We start from the raw sequence: 15,979 nt of genomic DNA, 5'->3' as shown, positions 1-15,979 counted from the left end.
ACGATTTACACAGACTTGTCCAACATTCCGATTGTGGACCGACGACGGTAGGGTTGCTTGCAGGCTGTATTTTGCTCCGGGATCGGAGGACAATCGAAACTCACCTTCGGCGATGCACCGGAGCCGGAACTCACGGCGGACAAAGTCCTGATCCGGGTGGAACTGGTTTCGATCGAAGCCATCGACCTCGTGAAGCTGGCCCTCTATCGCACCGGAATGGCCGAAGTCCCTGCCGAGGGCGTGGTCGGCTGCCAGGCGACCGGCACGGTGATCGCGGTAGGTTCGCGAGTCACCCGGTTCCTGCCCGGAGACCGGGTGGTCGCCTACGACACCTGCGGCAGCCACGCCGAACTGTTCGCGGCGCCCGAATCCTCGACATGGCTGCTGCCGCAAGGCCTCGGTTCCGAGATCGGCGCGGCCCCCGCCTATACCCTCGCGGCGGCACACGGCACCCTGTTCACCCGCGGCGGCCTGCGCGCGGGCGAGACCGTGCTCATCAACCATGCCACCAGCAGCCTGGGCATCGTCGCCGCGCAACTGGCGGCGCAAGCCGGGGCCACGGTCATCGGCGTGACTCGCGACGGCAGCCGGCATCGGCGGCTTTCCGGCCTCGGCCCGCACCATCTGCTCTCCCTCCGCGGCGATGACGTGATCGCCTGCTGCCTGGAACTCACCGATGGCAAAGGCGTGGATTTCGTCTTCGACGTCAGCGCCGGAGAGCGCTTTTCCGAGCTGGCCCGTTTGGTGATCCCCGGCGGACGCTATGCCTCGATCTCGGTGGCGGGCGAGATATCACCGCCCGCCTACGGCCGGGAAGGCGCGAATGCCCCGCTCATCTCCCGCTTCACGATCACCCCCGCAGGACCGATGCGCGACCGCCAGGTCCATGCCGAAGTCACGCGCCTGCTGGATCAGGTGGGCGTCGGCGCGATCCAGCTGCCCATCGAGCACGAATTCGCGCTCTGCGAAGCCGCCGAGGCCTATGACTTCATCCTCGGCGGCCTGCCTTTCGGCCATGTGGTGATGCGCCCCTGAGAGGAATTCAGATCCCCTCGGGATAGACCGGACGGATATCCACCGGCAGGTCGGCCATGCTGGCGATCACGCCTTCCGCTTCGGGATCGAGCTTCGCCCAGCGCGCCATGAAGGCCTTGGTGCCCTCGTAGTCGCCCTTGGCCTGAAGCATCAGCATGTCGTGCAGCAGGTCGCGCAGGCCCGCTTCCATCTTCGCATCGTCATAGGTGTAGCGCTTCGTCGCCGCATCGTACGTGAAGGCGCCCTTCGCACGCAGATAGCCGTATTGCAGCGCCGCGCCCTTGCCGTGCGCCTCGACCGCGCCGAAACGCACCGCACGGAAGATCCCCGCAACGTAAGTGGCGAACAGCTGCGGACGCTCGGCAGCCGGGATCTCGCCCTTCTGCATCATCAGCAGGATATCCCAGACGCCCGCGACATCGGCCTTGGCTTCCTCGATCGCCGAGTTCTGCTCCTTGAGCGCCTTGTCGACCGTGGTCGTCTGGCCGTTCACCACGATCGTGCCCGGCCCGAGGCTGTGCGACAGTTCGTGGAACAGCGTTTCAAGCTGCATGTACTTGCGATCGACCTGCGCCGCCTGCGACGGCACCAGCACCAGCGCCCCCATCGGCTTCAGGATACGCTCGAACTTGGCGCCGAGCACGTTGGAAAGGATCACCTTCTTCGCACCCTTGGCCTCGCGCACGCGCTCGTCGTTGGGCAGGTTGAAAGCCACCGTCTGCGGCCCCGGCACATTGTCGCCGCCGCCGCGAATCTGCTCCGCCACGGCGATCGGGCTTTCGAAACCGCGCTGGAAGTTCTTGTACTCTTCCGCGATCGGCAGGTTCGCTTCCATGTCGCGCAAGTAGTTCTTGTACTTGGCGAGCGCAGCCGATTCCACCGGGTCCTTCAAGGTCACGAAGCTCTCGAACGAGGTCTTCGCGCCCATCAGGCGGTCGGTGTAGACCTCGTAAGGCCCGATCGCGACTTCGATCGGCGTGTCCTTGAGGTCCATCCACGCCAGTTCGCTCTGATAGTAGTCGTCCGTGCGGAAGGCCTTGGCGCGCAGCGAGAGGAATTTCTTCAGACTGGCGTTGCTCGTCCGCGCCGCCGCCTGGTCGAGCAGCTTCGCCGCAGGCTCCAGCCATTCCTTGTAGGCGACCGAGTAAGGCACCGCGACCAGCTTCGCGCCGTCACGCCGCACCACCGTGTAAGGGCTGGTCAACGCCGCCTTCTCGGCCGGATGCGCCGCAAGGTAAGCCTCGAAATCGGCGCGCGTCAGGTCCTCGGGATAGAACCCGGCACCTTCCGGCATCGGCGCGGTGCCCCAGAACGGATGGAGGTCGGCCAGCTCGTCCCACGGTCCGAAATTGCGATCGAACATCTCGACCAGCAAATCGCGGTCGGCACGGCGGTTCATCGATATCGCACGGCGCACCTGCGGGTTCTCGGCATAGCGCTGGCGCAGATAGACCTCGCTCATCAGGTCGGACGCCTTGATGAGCAGATTCACCACGTCCCGCTCCTCGGCCGAGAGGAACTTAGTGTCCACATCCATCGGGATCGTCGCCAGCTTCGCCTTCTGCGCGGCGAGGTCGTAAGCCGGTTCGGCAGCAAGCACCGGAGCCGAAACGAGGCTGGTCGCGGCCAGAAGCGCGGAGGCGAGGAGGAATTTGGGCATGGGGTATGGTCCGTCTGGGGAATTGTTGGGGCGGACCCTAGGCTTCCTGGGTGGCAGTGCAAAGGGAGGAAAAGGAAAAGCAGGGGAGCATAGCCCCCCTGCACCCCCAATACCGTCTAGGTCATGCCCAGCCTGTCCGTTGCGCGCCCATGGCAGCGTCGGGAGACATATTGGCTGCGCCACAAGGAGCGCACGACCGATAGGCGGCGCGCGGCGCTGACATTCCGAGGGTCCGGGGGATCATCCCCCGGGTCTTCCCCCTTCTAAACTTCCAGCAACCGATCCGCCTGCGCCCGCGCCTCGGCGGTCACTTCCGCGCCGGAGAGCATCCGCGCGATCTCTTCCTTGCGCTCGCCCTCGTCGAGCAGCGCCACCGAGGTCCGCGTAACGGTGCCTTCGCTGGACTTGGCGATCATGTAGTGCCGCCGCCCGCGCGCCGCGACTTGCGGGCTGTGGGTCACGGCGAGCAGTTGCCCGTCCGAAGCGAGCCGCGCCAGACGCTCGCCGATCGCGCTGGCCACCGCACCGCCGACACCGCGGTCGATCTCGTCGAAGATCACCGTCGCCGCGCCGCCTTCTTCCGCCAGCGCTACCTTGAGCGCGAGGATGAAGCGCGAGAGTTCGCCGCCGGAGGCGATCTTGGCGAGGGGTGCGAAGTCCGCGCCGGGGTTGGTGCTGATGAGGAATTCGACCGCGTCCATGCCCTGCGCGTTCCAGCGCTCCTCGGGCAGGCGGATCACCGAAGTCTGGAACCGCGCGGCGTCGAGCTTGAGCGGCGCGAGTTCGGCGGCGACCGCCTTGTCGAGCCGCTTGGCGGCGGAGCGGCGAAGGTCGTGCAGCGCCTCGGCCTGTTCGCGGTAAACCAGCGCGGCTTTCTGCGCGGTGCGTTCGAGGGCCGCGACATGGCCCTCCCCGCCCTCGATGGCGTCGAGCGCGCTGCGCATCTCGCGCATCTTTTCCGGCAAGTCGTCCACCTGGCAGCCCTGCTTGCGTGCGGCGGCGCGAAGGTCGAACAGGCGGGTCTCGATCCGGTCGAGTTCGTCGGGATCGAAGGCCAGCGCCTCGGCGGCACGGTCGAGCCGGTCTTCCGCCTCGCTCGCCTCGATCACGGCGCGGTCGAGCGCTTCCAGTGCCTCGGCCAGCAGGGGGTGCTCCCCGGCGATCCGGTCGAGCCGGCGCGAGGCCCCGCGCAAGGTCGCCAGCGCCGAATCGGAGCCGGTCCAGAGATGCTGGAGCGCGACGAGATCGTCCGAGAGCTTCTCGCCCTTCTGCATCCCCGCGCGGGCCTGGGCGAGTTCCTCTTCCTCGCCTTCCAGCGGCGAGAGGGCATCGAGTTCGGCAAGGTGCGCCAGCAGCAGGTCTTGGTCCTCGGCCGCCTTGGCGACTTGCGCGCGGGCGGTGTCGAGCGCCTGCTGGGCCGTGCGCCAGGCCTTCCACGCCGCCTCGACGCCCGCGACATCGCCCCCGGCGAAGCGGTCGAGCAGCGCGCGGTGGCCCTTGGCATTGACGAGGCCGCGATCGTCGTGCTGGCCGTGGATCTCGACGAGCGCAGGTGCGATCTCGCGCAGCAGGGCAACGCCGACAGGCTGGTCGTTGAGGAAGGCGCGGCTGCCGCCGTCGGCCTTGAGCTGGCGCTTGAGGATCAGCGGCTCGCCCGGCTCGATCTCCACATCGGCATCGTCGAGCACGGCGCGGACATTGGCGGGAAGCTGCGGAAATTCGAAACTGGCGGTGACGGTAGCGCGGGCTTCCCCGGCACGAACGAGGCCGCTGTCGGCGCGATTGCCGATGACGAGGCCCAGCGCGTCAAGCAGGATCGACTTGCCCGCGCCGGTTTCACCCGTGAGAACGCCCAGGCCCCTGGCAAAATCCAGGTCGAGCGCTTCGATCAGCACGATATTGCGGATGGAGAGGCGGTTCAGCATGTTCGCGATCCGTTCTAGCGAAAGAAGTTCCGCCCGTCACGCCTGTTTGCGCGCGCCTCTCTTCTCAACCTCAGGCCGTGACGTTCTTCGGCGCGTACTTGCCCATCAGCTTGTAGGCGCGGTCGTACCACTTGCTGTTCGGATAGTTGTGCTCCAGCACGGCCGCCGCCTTCTGCGCTTCGTCGGGAACGCCGAGTGCGAGGTAGCCTTCGACAAGGCGGAACAGCGCTTCGGGCGCGTGGCTGGTGGTCTGGAAATTGTCGACGACGTTGCGGAAGCGCAGCGTTGCCGCCAGCCACTTGCCGCTGGCCTCATAGGCGCGGCCGATGGTCATTTCCTTGCCCGCGAGGTGATCGTTCACGAGGTCGATCTTGAGCTTGGCGTCCGAGGCATAAGGCGAGTTCGGATAGCGGCGCATCACGTCGGTAAGCGCCTGCTTGGCCTGCTCGGTGGTCTTCTGGTCGCGCGTCACGTCGCTGACCTGCTCGTAGTAGCAGATGGCGATCAGGTAATAGGCGTAAGGCGCGTCCTTGTTGCCCGGATGGATCGAGAGGAAGCGCTGCGCCGACTGGATCGACTTGGTGTAGTCACGCGCGGCGTAGTAGCTGAAGGCGCTCATCAACTGGGCGCGGCGGGCCCAGGGCGAATAGGGGTGCTGGCGCTCGACTTCGTCGAACAGCGCGGCGGCCTGGCGGGTACGGCCCTGGTTCAGGCGTTCCTGCGCGGCGGCATAGAGCGTGTCCACGTCGCGCGCGACATAGGCGGTATCCTTGTTGCCGCCTCCACGCCCGGCACATCCGGCGGTCAATACGAGCGCCCCGGTAGCGGCGGCGGCGAGGGCGATCTTGAAGCGCGAACGTTCGAACATGGGGCCGGTCTATAGCCAGCGGTTTGCTGAACGCCAAGTGAAGTTGCGCGGGGATACACTTTAGCATCGACGACACGCCCGTCCTCGGCAGAAATACTCGGGAATAGGGCGGCTTCGCCATTGTCTCGCGCGCCGCGCCTGCCATAGTCGGCAGACAATGGCAGGCAGCAACGCACTCTCTTCTCCCGTCCTCTCCGACGCGCTCGTGATCCTCGGCGCGGCTGGCATCGTGATTCCCGTGTTCAACCGATTCCGCATCACTCCGGTGATCGGCTTCATCCTCGTCGGCCTGCTGGTCGGCCCGTTCGGGCTGGGCAGGCTGGTGTTCGACACGCCGTGGCTGTCCTGGGTGACCATAACCGACCCGGACGGGCTGGAGATATTCGCCGAGTTCGGCATCATCCTGCTGCTGTTCTCGATCGGCCTCGAACTCTCGTTCGGCCGATTGTGGGCGATGCGAAGATTCGTCTTCGGGCTGGGGTCGCTGGAACTGATCCTGACCGGCAGCGCCCTCACCTTCTTCTTCGCGGCGATCGGACAGGGCTTCTCCGGCGCCATGGCGCTCGGCCTCGCGCTGGCCCTCTCGTCGACCGCGCTGGTCCTGAAGATGACCGACACGACCACCCCGGTCGGCCGCGCGGCACTGGCGATGCTGCTGTTCGAGGATATCGCGCTGGTGCCGATCATCTTCCTGCTCGGCGCGCTCGCCCCCCATGCCAAGGGCGCGGGCGTGGACGGCCTGATCCATACGCTCGTCTGGGGCACCTTGGTGGTCACCGCCCTGCTGGTGCTCGGCCGCTACCTGCTGCCGCCGCTCTTCGCCCAGGCGGCGCGCACCAAGAGCCCGGAACTGTTCCTCGCCGCCAGCCTGCTGGTGGTGATCCTCGCCTCGCTGGCGACCGGCGCCACCGGCCTCTCCCCGATCGTCGGTGCCCTCGTCGCCGGACTGCTCATCGCCGAGACCGAATATCACACCGAAGTCGAGCAGATCATCGAGCCGTTCAAGGGCCTCGCGCTCGGGGTGTTCCTCATCACCATCGGCATGAGCATCGATCTTCGCGTCGTCTGGGAGAACCTTGCCTCCATCCTGATCGCGACGGTGGGCGTGGTTCTGCTGAAGTCCACGGTCACCGGCCTGCTGCTGCGTATGATGGGTGCCCGGCGCGGCACCGCGACCGAAACCGGCATCCTGATGTCCAGCCCTTCGGAGACCACGCTGATCGTGCTGAGCGCCGCCGGTGCGGCGCAGCTGATCCAGCCCGGCACCGCGATGTTCTGGCAGATCGTCACCGCTCTGGGGCTGACCGTCACGCCGCTGCTGTCGATGATCGGCAAGATGCTGGCCCGGCAGGTGGATAGCGTGGAAGCCCCGCACCAGCCCGCCGAGGCGCCGGACAAGCCGCGCGTGCTGATCATCGGCTTCGGCCGCGTCGGCCGTCTCGTCGCCGACATGCTGGCCCGTCACGGGCGCCCCTACCTCGCGGTGGACAGCAACACCGACCTCGTCACCGAGGGACGCCGCCACGGCTATACGGTGGCCTTCGGAGACGCCGGTCGCGGCGATGCGATGCTGCGCTTCGGCGCGGCGGGCGCGGCGGCAGTGATCCTGACGATGGACGAGCCGGTGACGGCCCAGCGCATCGTCCGCAAGCTGCGCGCCGACTTCCCCGACCTGCCGATCATCGCCCGCGCCCGCGACGCCGAACACGCCGCCGTGCTCTACCGCGCCGGGGCCACGCATTCGGTGCCGGAGACGCTCGAAAGCTCGCTCCAGCTTTCGGAAGCCGCACTGGTCGAGATCGGCGTGGCGATGGGCCCGGTGATCGCCTCGATCCACGAAAAGCGCGACGAATTCCGCGAGCAGATCATGCAGCAGGGCGGCCTCTCGCAGAAACCCGCGCTCAAGTCGGGGCAGTTGCGGGAACCGGAAAAGGCTTGAGAATCAGGGGATACGCGGTTCGAACACCGACCATCCGGTGCGCTGGACGAGCCGTTCGAGTGCCATCTGGCCGAGCCGGGAATTGCCGCTCTCGTTGAGACCAGGCGACCATACCGCCACGCTGGCGATCCCCGGCGCCACCGCCAGGATGCCGCCGCCCACGCCCGACTTTCCGGGCAGGCCGATGCGATAGGCGAAGTCGCCTGAGTTGTCGTAATGGCCGCAGGACATCATCAGCGCATTGATGCGCCGCGCCCGCTTCTCGCTGATGACGCGGTGCCCGTCAGAGCGCCCGCCGTCCATCAGGTAGCGCCCCGCGAGCGCCAGTTGGCGGCAGCTCATGGCAAGCGCGCAGAAGTGGAAATACGTGCCCAGCACGAGTTCGACGTCGCCGTGGATGGTGCCGAAGGCGCGCATGTAGTTGGCGAGCGCGCGGTTGCGAAAACCCGTCTCGCGTTCGGCGGCAGCGACCATCTCGTCGATGGCGATGCTGTCGTCGCCCGCCAGTTCGCGCACGAAGCGCAGCATCTGCCCGATCGCCTCGCGCGGTTGCAGACGGCCGAGCAGCACGTCGGTCACGACGATGGCCCCGGCATTGATGAAGGGATTGCGGGGAATGCCGTGCTCGGTCTCCAGCTGGACGATCGAGTTGAAAGCGCTGCCCGAAGGCTCACGCCCTACCCGCTCCCATAGCTGGTCGCCCACGGCTCCGAGGGCCAGGGTCAGTGCGAAGACCTTGGAGATCGACTGGATCGAGAACGGTTCTTCCGCGTCGCCCGCCGTGTGCACGGTGCCGTCCGCCATGACCACTGCCATGCCGAACTTGTCGAGCGGCACCGCTGCCAGCGGCGGGATGTAGTCGGCAACCGTTCCCCGGCTGCCGACTTCGCGCATTTCCTCGGCGATGGCCGTGACGATCTCGGCGATAGAGCCCATCGGCGAGGTCACGGCCTGACCGGGATCACCCTGCGAGCACGGCCTTGACCGCAGCGATGGCGTCCGCCGCCTTGTCGCCGTCGGGGCCGCCGCCCTGCGCCATGTCGGCGCGGCCGCCGCCGCCCTTGCCGCCTAGCGTCTCCACGCCCTTGCGGACGAGATCGACGGCGCTGATCGTGCCGGTGAGGTCTTCGGTGACGGCTGCGGCGATGCTCGCCTTGCCCTCGTTCACCGCGACGATCGCCGCGACGCCCGAACCCATGCGCTGCTTGGCCTGGTCGAGCAGCCCGCGCAGTTCCTTGGGATCGAGACCCTCAAGCACTTGCCCTGAGAACTTCACGCCGTTCACGTCCTCGTCGGCGCTCTCGGCCTTGGCTCCGCCGCCGCCGAGGGCCCCCGAAAGTGCAAGCGCCTTCTTGGCTTCGGCCAGTTCGCGTTCGAGCTTGCGGCGCTCGTCGAGCAGCGCGGTGACGCGGGCCTCGACGTCTTCCGGCGTGGTGCGCAGCGCGCTGGCCGCACCCTTGAGCGCTTCCTCGCGGGCCACCAGCCACTGACGCGCGCCTTCGCCGGTCAGCGCCTCGATGCGGCGAACGCCCGAGGAGACCGCGCTTTCGGAGACGATGCGGAACACACCGATGTCACCGGTGGCGCGCACGTGGGTGCCGCCGCACAGCTCGACCGAGTAGTTACGCTCGCCGCTTTCCGTCTTCGCGCTGCGCCCCATCGAGAGCACGCGCACTTCATCGCCGTACTTCTCGCCGAACAGCGCCATGGCGCCGGCTTCGATCGCGTCGTCGGGCGTCATCAGGCGGGTAAGCACCGGGTCGTTGGCGCGGATTTCCGCGTTCACTTCGGCTTCGATCGCCGCGATGTCCTCTGCTTCGAGCGCCTTGGGGTGCGAGAAGTCGAAACGCAGGCGTTCGGCGGCGACCAGCGAACCCTTCTGGGTGACGTGATCGCCCAGACGGTTCCGCAGCGCGGCGTGCAGCAAGTGCGTGGCCGAGTGGTTGGCACGCACCGCGTCGCGGCGCGCGACATCGACCGTGAGGTTGACGGCATCGCCCACCTTGATCGTGCCCGCCTCGACCGTGCCGCTCATCGCGTGGAGACGGCCGAGCGGCTTGGCGGTGTCGGAAACGACGATCTTCAGGCCGTTCGCGCCGAGGATCGTGCCGCGATCGCCTTCCTGGCCACCCGATTCGCCGTAGAACGGCGTCTGGTTGGTCAGCACCACGACCTCTTCACCTGCGGCGGCGGACTGGGCTTCCTTGCCGTCCTTCACCAGCGCCACGACCTGGCCTTCGCCGGTGGTCGAGGCATAGCCGGTGAACTCGCTGGCGCCTTCGCGCTCGGCGATGTCGAACCAGACTTCGCTGTCGGCAGCCTGGCCCGAGCCCTTCCACGCGGCGCGGGCGGCGGCCTTCTGCTGGGCCATGGCGGCGTCGAAGCCCGCACGGTCCACGGCGATGCCGCGCGAACGCAGCGCGTCTTCGGTAAGGTCGTAAGGGAAGCCGTAAGTATCGTAGAGCTTGAACGCGGTCTCGCCGGGGAGTTCACCGCCCTCGCCCATGGCGCCGGTGGCTTCGTCCAGCAGCTTGAGGCCGTTGGCGAGCGTGCGGCGGAACTGGACTTCTTCGCGCTCCAGGGTTTCCTCGATCAGCGGCTGGGCGCGGCCGAGTTCCGGATAGGCCTGGCCCATCTCGGCGACGAGCGCGGGCACCAGACGGTGCATCAACGGGTCCTTCGCACCGAGCAGGTGGGCGTGGCGCATGGCGCGGCGCATGATGCGGCGCAGAACATAGCCGCGGCCCTCGTTCGACGGCAGCACGCCGTCGGCCAGCAGGAAGCTGGTCGAGCGCAAGTGATCGGCAATGACGCGGTGGCTGGCGCGCTGCTCGCCCTGGGCGGCAACGCCGGTCAGGCTTTCGGACGCCGCGATCAGCGCCTTGAAGGTGTCGATGTCGTAGTTGTCATGCACGCCCTGCATGACGGCCGAGATGCGCTCGAGGCCCATGCCGGTATCGATCGAGGGCTTCGGCAGATTGCCGACGATCTCGCCCGCCGACTGCTCGAACTGCATGAACACGAGGTTCCAGATTTCGATGAAGCGGTCGCCGTCTTCCTCCGGCGATCCCGGAGGGCCGCCCCAGATGTGGTCGCCGTGGTCGAAGAAGATTTCCGAACACGGACCGCACGGGCCTTCGTCGCCCATCGCCCAGAAGTTGTCCTTCGTGGGGATGCGGATGATCTTCGATTCCGGGAGACCTGCGATCTTCTTCCAGAGGTCGAAAGCCTCGTCGTCCGTGTGGTAGACGGTGACGAGCAGCTTCTCGACCGGAAGGCCCCATTCCTTGGTCAGCAGGGTCCAGGCGTGGGTGATCGCCTGTTCCTTGAAATAGTCGCCGAACGAGAAATTGCCCAGCATCTCGAAGAAGGTGTGGTGGCGCGCGGTATAGCCGACGTTGTCGAGATCGTTGTGCTTGCCGCCGGCGCGGACGCACTTCTGCGAGGACGTGGCGCGCGGCGCGAACGGCGTTTCAAGACCCGTGAACACGTTCTTGAACGGCACCATGCCGGCGTTCACGAACATCAGCGTCGGGTCGTTGTAAGGAACGAGCGGCGCAGACTGAACGGCCTCGTGACCATTGCTGGCGAAATAGTCGAGGAAGGACCGGCGGATTTCGTTGGTCGTGTGCATAGATGGCGCCGATAATCCAGCGACGCGGCGGCGGCAAGCGGGTTGCTGCGGTCAGACTGTTCGGTTCCCGCGATAAGCGGCTACCGCTTCGGCAGTGTTGCACGCGCGCCACGAATTTGGACTCTGCGGCAACCCGAAACAAAAACCCCGGCACCAGGGCCGGGGTTTTCTTGGTTCTGCGGGGATGCGCAGGACTTATTCGACGTCGTCTTCCGCGGAAGGGCCGACCATCATTTCCTCAGCCAGCCCGGCGGTCTGCGCGCGGATCGCCTTTTCGAGGCGGTCGCAGATTTCGGGGTTGGTCTTCAGATAGGTCTTCGCGTTTTCACGGCCCTGGCCAATGCGGATCGAATCGTAGCTGAACCAGGCGCCCGACTTCTCGACGATGCCGGCCTTGACGCCGAGGTCGAGGATCTCGCCGATCTTGGAAATGCCCTCGCCGTACATGATGTCGAATTCGACCTGCTTGAACGGCGGCGCGACCTTGTTCTTCACGACCTTCACGCGGGTGGCGTTGCCGACGATATCGTCGCGGTCCTTGATCTGGCCGGTGCGGCGAATGTCGAGGCGGACCGAGGCGTAGAACTTGAGCGCGTTGCCGCCCGTGGTCGTCTCGGGGTTGCCGTACATGACGCCGATCTTCATGCGCAGCTGGTTGATGAAGATCACCATGCAGCGCGAGCGGCTGATCGAGCCGGTCAGCTTGCGGAGCGACTGGCTCATCAAGCGGGCCTGGAGGCCGACATGGCTGTCGCCCATCTCGCCTTCGATTTCGGCGCGGGGAACCAGCGCGGCGACCGAGTCCACCACCAGCACGTCGATCGCGTTCGAACGGACCAGCGTATCGGTAATTTCCAGCGCCTGCTCACCGGTATCCGGCTGCGAGACGATCAGTTCGTCGATATTGACGCCCAGCTTCTTCGCATAGACCGGGTCGAGCGCGTGCTCGGCGTCGATGAAGGCGGCGGTGCCGCCCGACTTCTGCGCCTCGGCGATGACGTGGAGGGCGAGCGTGGTCTTGCCCGAGCTTTCCGGTCCGTAGACTTCGATCACGCGGCCGCGCGGCAGGCCACCGACCCCCAGCGCGATGTCGAGCCCGAGCGAACCGGTGGAGATCGCCTCGACCTGCATCGCTTCCTTCGAACCCAGCTTCATCGCGGAGCCCTTGCCGAACGCCTTGTCGATCTGCGCAAGCGCGGCTTCGAGCGCCTTCTGACGGTCCATGTTGTCCTTTTCCTTGCCTTCCTGGATCAGCTTGAGCTGAGCAGCCATGTCACTTCCCCTTTGCTACCGGCCTGACCGGAAAGGTCAACGTCGTGGGAAGCTATGTATCTTCTTTGTTCTCATGGAACAAGAGGGGAACAGCGGCTTATTTCCTATTTTTAACGCCGCCTGCGGTACGGGCCAGAACATCCCCGACTTTTTCCGAGAGCTGCTGCACGGAGAACGGTTTGGGCATGAACCAGGCGTTGGCGATGCCGATTTCCTTGCGCAGCTGCTCCTCGGCATAGCCCGACATGAACAGCACCGGCAGGTCCGGGGCGATGCGGCGGATCTCACGCGCCATGCCGGGGCCGTCGAGCGTGGGCATGACCACGTCGGAGATCACCAGGTCGAACCGGCCGCCCTCCTCCACGAGTTCCAGCCCTTCCTCGCCGTCGCGCGCGCATGTCACCCGATAGCCCTGCCGGGTGAGCGCGCGTTCGGCGACGATGCGCACCGGGTCCTCGTCCTCGACCAGCAGGATCGCGCCGCCGCCCGCCCACTGGCTGGGCTCGACCTCGGGTTCCTCGACCGGCGCGGGTTCGGGCGCGGTGCCGGGCGCGATGTGGTGAACCGGCAGGTAGACGACAAAGCGCGTCCCCCGGCCCGCCTCGCTCTCCGCGAAGATGAAGCCGCCCGATTGCTTGACGATACCGTAGACGGTCGAGAGGCCGAGGCCGGTGCCCTTGCCCTGCTCCTTGGTGGTGAAGAACGGCTCGAAGATCTTGCCGAGGTGTTCGGGCGGAATGCCGCCGCCGGTATCCTCGACGATCAGCGCGGTATAGTCGCCCGCCGGAATGATCTCGCTGCGCATCGCCCGCACGTCGGTATTGCTGATGCGGCAGGTGGCCAGCGTGAGCGTACCGGCGCCGTCGCCCTTCATCTGCATCGCGTCGCGCGCGTTCACCGCGAGGTTGACGATCACCTGCTCAAGCTGGGTCGGATCGGCGCGGACCGGGCCGAGGTCGCGATCGTGGGTGACGACGAGCTGGATCTTCTCGCCGATCAGGCGGCGCAGCATCTGCGAAACGTCCGCTACCACGTCGGGCAGCTGAAGCACTTCGGGGCGCAGGGTCTGCTGGCGCGAGAAAGCCAGGAGCTGGCGGGTCAGCGAGGCGGCGCGGTTGGAGTTGGCGCGGATCTGCTGGATGTCGTCATAGTCCGAATCGCCCGGCGTGTGGCGCATCAGCATGAGGTCGCAGGTGCCGAGGATCGCGGTCAGCACATTGTTGAAATCGTGCGCAACGCCGCCCGCGAGCTGGCCCACCGCCTGCATCTTGGTGGCCTGCGCCACCTGCCGCTTGAGCCGGGTTTCCTCCGAAGTATCGGTGAGGCCGAGCAGCACGGCCGCCTCGCCGAGACCGCGCACGCCCGCAAGGCTGAGCGAGACCGGATCGTCGGGCTGGGTCGTCAGCCGCACGGCGATGTCGCCTGCTGCGGCGGGGCCTTGGGCGAAGCGGCGGATCGCTTCGGACAGCGCGCGCTTGTCGTCGCGAACGACGAGGTCGGTCGGATAGCTCGGCGGGTGCTGGCCCTCCTGCCCGGCAGCACGCATGAAAGCGGGATTGGCGAACAGCAGTCGCCCGTCACGGTCGGCCATGGCCAGGCCGAGCGGCAACTGGCTGATCAGCGCTTCCAGATGCGGTGCAGCCGTGCCGCCGCCGCCACCCGCGCCGATGCCCTGCCCGGCCTCGACCACCAGCATCAGCGACGGCGTGACATGGGGATCGGGTTCGCCCGGCGCATCGGGATCGGCGATCGGGACGTGGTAGAGCACGAGCGGCCCGCCGCGCCCGGAATCGCGCGCCCAGCCGATGCGCTCGCCTTCCTCCTGGCTGATCAGCGAGACGAAATCGAGGCCGGTCATGTCGGCCAAGGCGTCGCCGGTGGCGCGCTGGGAAAAACCGGCGCTGGCCGCGCGGATCATGCCGTCGGGATCGACGACCGCCGCCGAGATACCTGCCCGCGCGAGGCCTTTTCCGAGTTTTCCATCTATCTGGCGGACCATCTCGCCTACTAGATCGACCGAGTTGACGGGCTGGAAGCGCCAGACGAGAAAGTCGTCACCCCGGCCCGAGCGCTGGATTTCCACGCGCCAGTCGGCGGCGGCATCGCCTTCGGTACGCACTTCGGCACGGGCATGCCCGTCACGCCAAGCGGCACGGACGGCTTCGGTCAGGCGCTCCATCGCGGCATCGCCCACCGGCAGGCGCGGCGGCGGATTGGCGGTGCCGAACCACTGCTCGAAACTGCCGTTGGCGCAGGCGAGGCGCCCGGCGCGGTCGGTGACGGCAATGGCACTGTCGGCGCGGTCGATCGCCGCGACGGTAACCGACCAGTCGGGCTGCGCGAACTCCACGTCGGCGGCTTCGGTCCGGCGATTGGCGACCATCCAGGCGAGACCCGCGAAGACCAGCAAGGTGCCGGTGAGGATCGCGGTAAGCAGTCCGTCACCGCTCACCAGCCAGACCAGCGCGGCGCTGAGCACCAATGCGATGCCGACGACGGCGGTGTCGGAAAGACCGCCGATTTTACCAGTCGTCATGACTTCGCCCGTTTCCCGCTCCCGCTGGCCTGCCTTCATGCAATTCCTTCCGTATCGGCGGGCTTCGCCGCAGCCGCGCGGTGGCGGCGGGCGCGGTGCTTGCGCCCGATCCAGTAGCGCCAGAACCAGATCGTCAGGAAATAGCTGACGAAAGCGGCGACGACCGACTGGATGAACAGGCCGATGACGACGGCAGGCGCGGTGTCCGACAGCAGCCAGTTTCGCCACTGCGCAAGGCCCGCGCCTTCGCGCACCATGGCCTCCACGGTGGCGATGTCGGCGTGGTAGCCGAAGCTGTTGCCGATCGCGACCGCCACCGGCAGGATGATCAGCAGCGTCGTCACCGGGTTGGAAATGAAGGTGATCGCGGCGGCGAGCGGGATATTCCCGCGAAACGGCACGCACATGAGCGCCGCGCCGACGATCTGGACGCCGGGAATCAGCGCGAAGATGCCGATGAACATGCCCACGGCCACGCCGCGCGGCACCGAGCGGCGGGTGAAGCGGAACAGTTCGGGGCGGCGCGTGAACGGCGCGGTGAAGCGATTCGCCTCAAGCTGCGCATGCGTGGGCATCTGGCCGTGCAGCCAGGCGCCCAGGCGGTGCAGCAGCGCGCTCACTTGTGCTCGCGCAGGATGCGGCCCTGCTCCCGCTTCCAGTCGCGTTCCTTGATCGTGTTGCGCTTGTCCGCCGCGTTCTTGCCCTTGGCCAGCGCCAGTTCGACTTTCGCGCGGCCCCGGCCGTTGAAGTAGATCGACAGCGGCACCAGGGTCATGCCCTTGCGCTCCACCGAGCCCTGGAGGCGGGAAATCTCCCGCTCATGCAGCAGCAGCTTGCGCGGGCGCTTGGGCACGTGGTTGTAGCGGTTGCCGTGGCTGAATTCCGGTACGTTGGAGTTCACCAGCCAGCATTCGCCGTTCTTGACCTCGGCGTAAGCCTCCGCGATCGAGCCTTCGCCGAACCGCAACGATTTCACCTCGGTGCCGGTCAGCGCGATGCCGGCCTCGAAGGTTTCCTCGATGTGGTACTCGAAGCGGGCTCTGCGGTTTTCCGCGACGCTCTTGTGCTTGTCGAATGTCTTGTGCTGCGGACGTGCCATGATGTCCCGGC

Annotated in this window: 11 protein-coding genes; 2 read left to right on the top strand and 9 right to left on the bottom strand. The window is 66.9% G+C overall.

The annotated features are described in order from the left end of the window. Positions 1–57 precede the first annotated feature (57 nt). A complete protein-coding gene (locus V7066_RS07690; RefSeq protein ID WP_334182479.1) occupies positions 58–1,035 on the top strand; it encodes a quinone oxidoreductase family protein in 978 nt (325 codons plus the stop codon). Between the two features lie 7 nt (positions 1,036–1,042). On the opposite strand, the gene V7066_RS07685 is transcribed toward V7066_RS07690, so the two are convergent. From V7066_RS07685 to V7066_RS07675, 3 genes are all read right to left on the bottom strand, one after another. Then, positions 1,043–2,695, bottom strand: coding sequence for a dipeptidyl-peptidase 3 family protein (locus V7066_RS07685; RefSeq protein ID WP_334182478.1), 1,653 nt, complete (start codon positions 2,693–2,695; stop codon positions 1,043–1,045). Between the two features lie 263 nt (positions 2,696–2,958). Continuing rightward, positions 2,959–4,620: a DNA repair protein RecN gene (gene recN, locus V7066_RS07680; RefSeq protein WP_334182477.1), complete on the bottom strand. Its 1,662-nt coding sequence runs from the start codon at positions 4,618–4,620 to the stop codon at positions 2,959–2,961. A gap of 70 nt (positions 4,621–4,690) precedes the next feature. Beyond that, positions 4,691–5,488, bottom strand: a complete 798-nt coding sequence (locus V7066_RS07675) for an outer membrane protein assembly factor BamD (RefSeq protein ID WP_334182476.1) — start codon at positions 5,486–5,488, stop codon at positions 4,691–4,693. A 157-nt stretch (positions 5,489–5,645) separates the two neighbouring features. Here V7066_RS07675 and V7066_RS07670 point away from each other — a divergent pair, with 157 nt between their 5' ends. Next, complete coding sequence (locus tag V7066_RS07670; protein ID WP_334182475.1) at positions 5,646–7,427, top strand: cation:proton antiporter domain-containing protein; 1,782 nt, start codon at positions 5,646–5,648, stop codon at positions 7,425–7,427. A gap of 3 nt (positions 7,428–7,430) precedes the next feature. On the opposite strand, the gene V7066_RS07665 is transcribed toward V7066_RS07670, so the two are convergent. The 6 genes from V7066_RS07665 to smpB form a co-directional block, all read right to left on the bottom strand. Continuing rightward, positions 7,431–8,363, bottom strand: a complete 933-nt coding sequence (locus V7066_RS07665) for a glutaminase (RefSeq protein ID WP_334182597.1) — start codon at positions 8,361–8,363, stop codon at positions 7,431–7,433. A gap of 25 nt (positions 8,364–8,388) precedes the next feature. Further along, positions 8,389–11,061: an alanine--tRNA ligase gene (alaS, locus tag V7066_RS07660; RefSeq protein ID WP_334182474.1), complete on the bottom strand. Its 2,673-nt coding sequence runs from the start codon at positions 11,059–11,061 to the stop codon at positions 8,389–8,391. Between the two features lie 195 nt (positions 11,062–11,256). Further along, a complete protein-coding gene (gene recA / locus V7066_RS07655; RefSeq protein ID WP_147218946.1) occupies positions 11,257–12,333 on the bottom strand; it encodes a recombinase RecA in 1,077 nt (358 codons plus the stop codon). Between the two features lie 97 nt (positions 12,334–12,430). Then, complete coding sequence (locus V7066_RS07650; protein WP_334182473.1) at positions 12,431–14,869, bottom strand: hybrid sensor histidine kinase/response regulator; 2,439 nt, start codon at positions 14,867–14,869, stop codon at positions 12,431–12,433. Between the two features lie 35 nt (positions 14,870–14,904). Further along, positions 14,905–15,489 carry a DUF2062 domain-containing protein gene (locus V7066_RS07645; RefSeq protein WP_334182472.1) on the bottom strand — a complete coding sequence of 195 codons (585 nt, stop codon included), beginning with the start codon at positions 15,487–15,489 and terminating at the stop codon, positions 14,905–14,907. Then, positions 15,486–15,968 carry an SsrA-binding protein SmpB gene (smpB, locus tag V7066_RS07640; protein ID WP_147218941.1) on the bottom strand — a complete coding sequence of 161 codons (483 nt, stop codon included), beginning with the start codon at positions 15,966–15,968 and terminating at the stop codon, positions 15,486–15,488. Before smpB ends, V7066_RS07645 begins: the two co-directional genes overlap by 4 nt. Positions 15,969–15,979: the final 11 nt, after the last annotated feature.

The organism is Novosphingobium sp. (assembly GCF_036820275.1).
GTDB lineage: Bacteria > Pseudomonadota > Alphaproteobacteria > Sphingomonadales > Sphingomonadaceae > Novosphingobium.
Note: the sequence above shows the minus strand (reverse complement) of the source record. Positions and strands in the feature narration are given on the sequence as shown.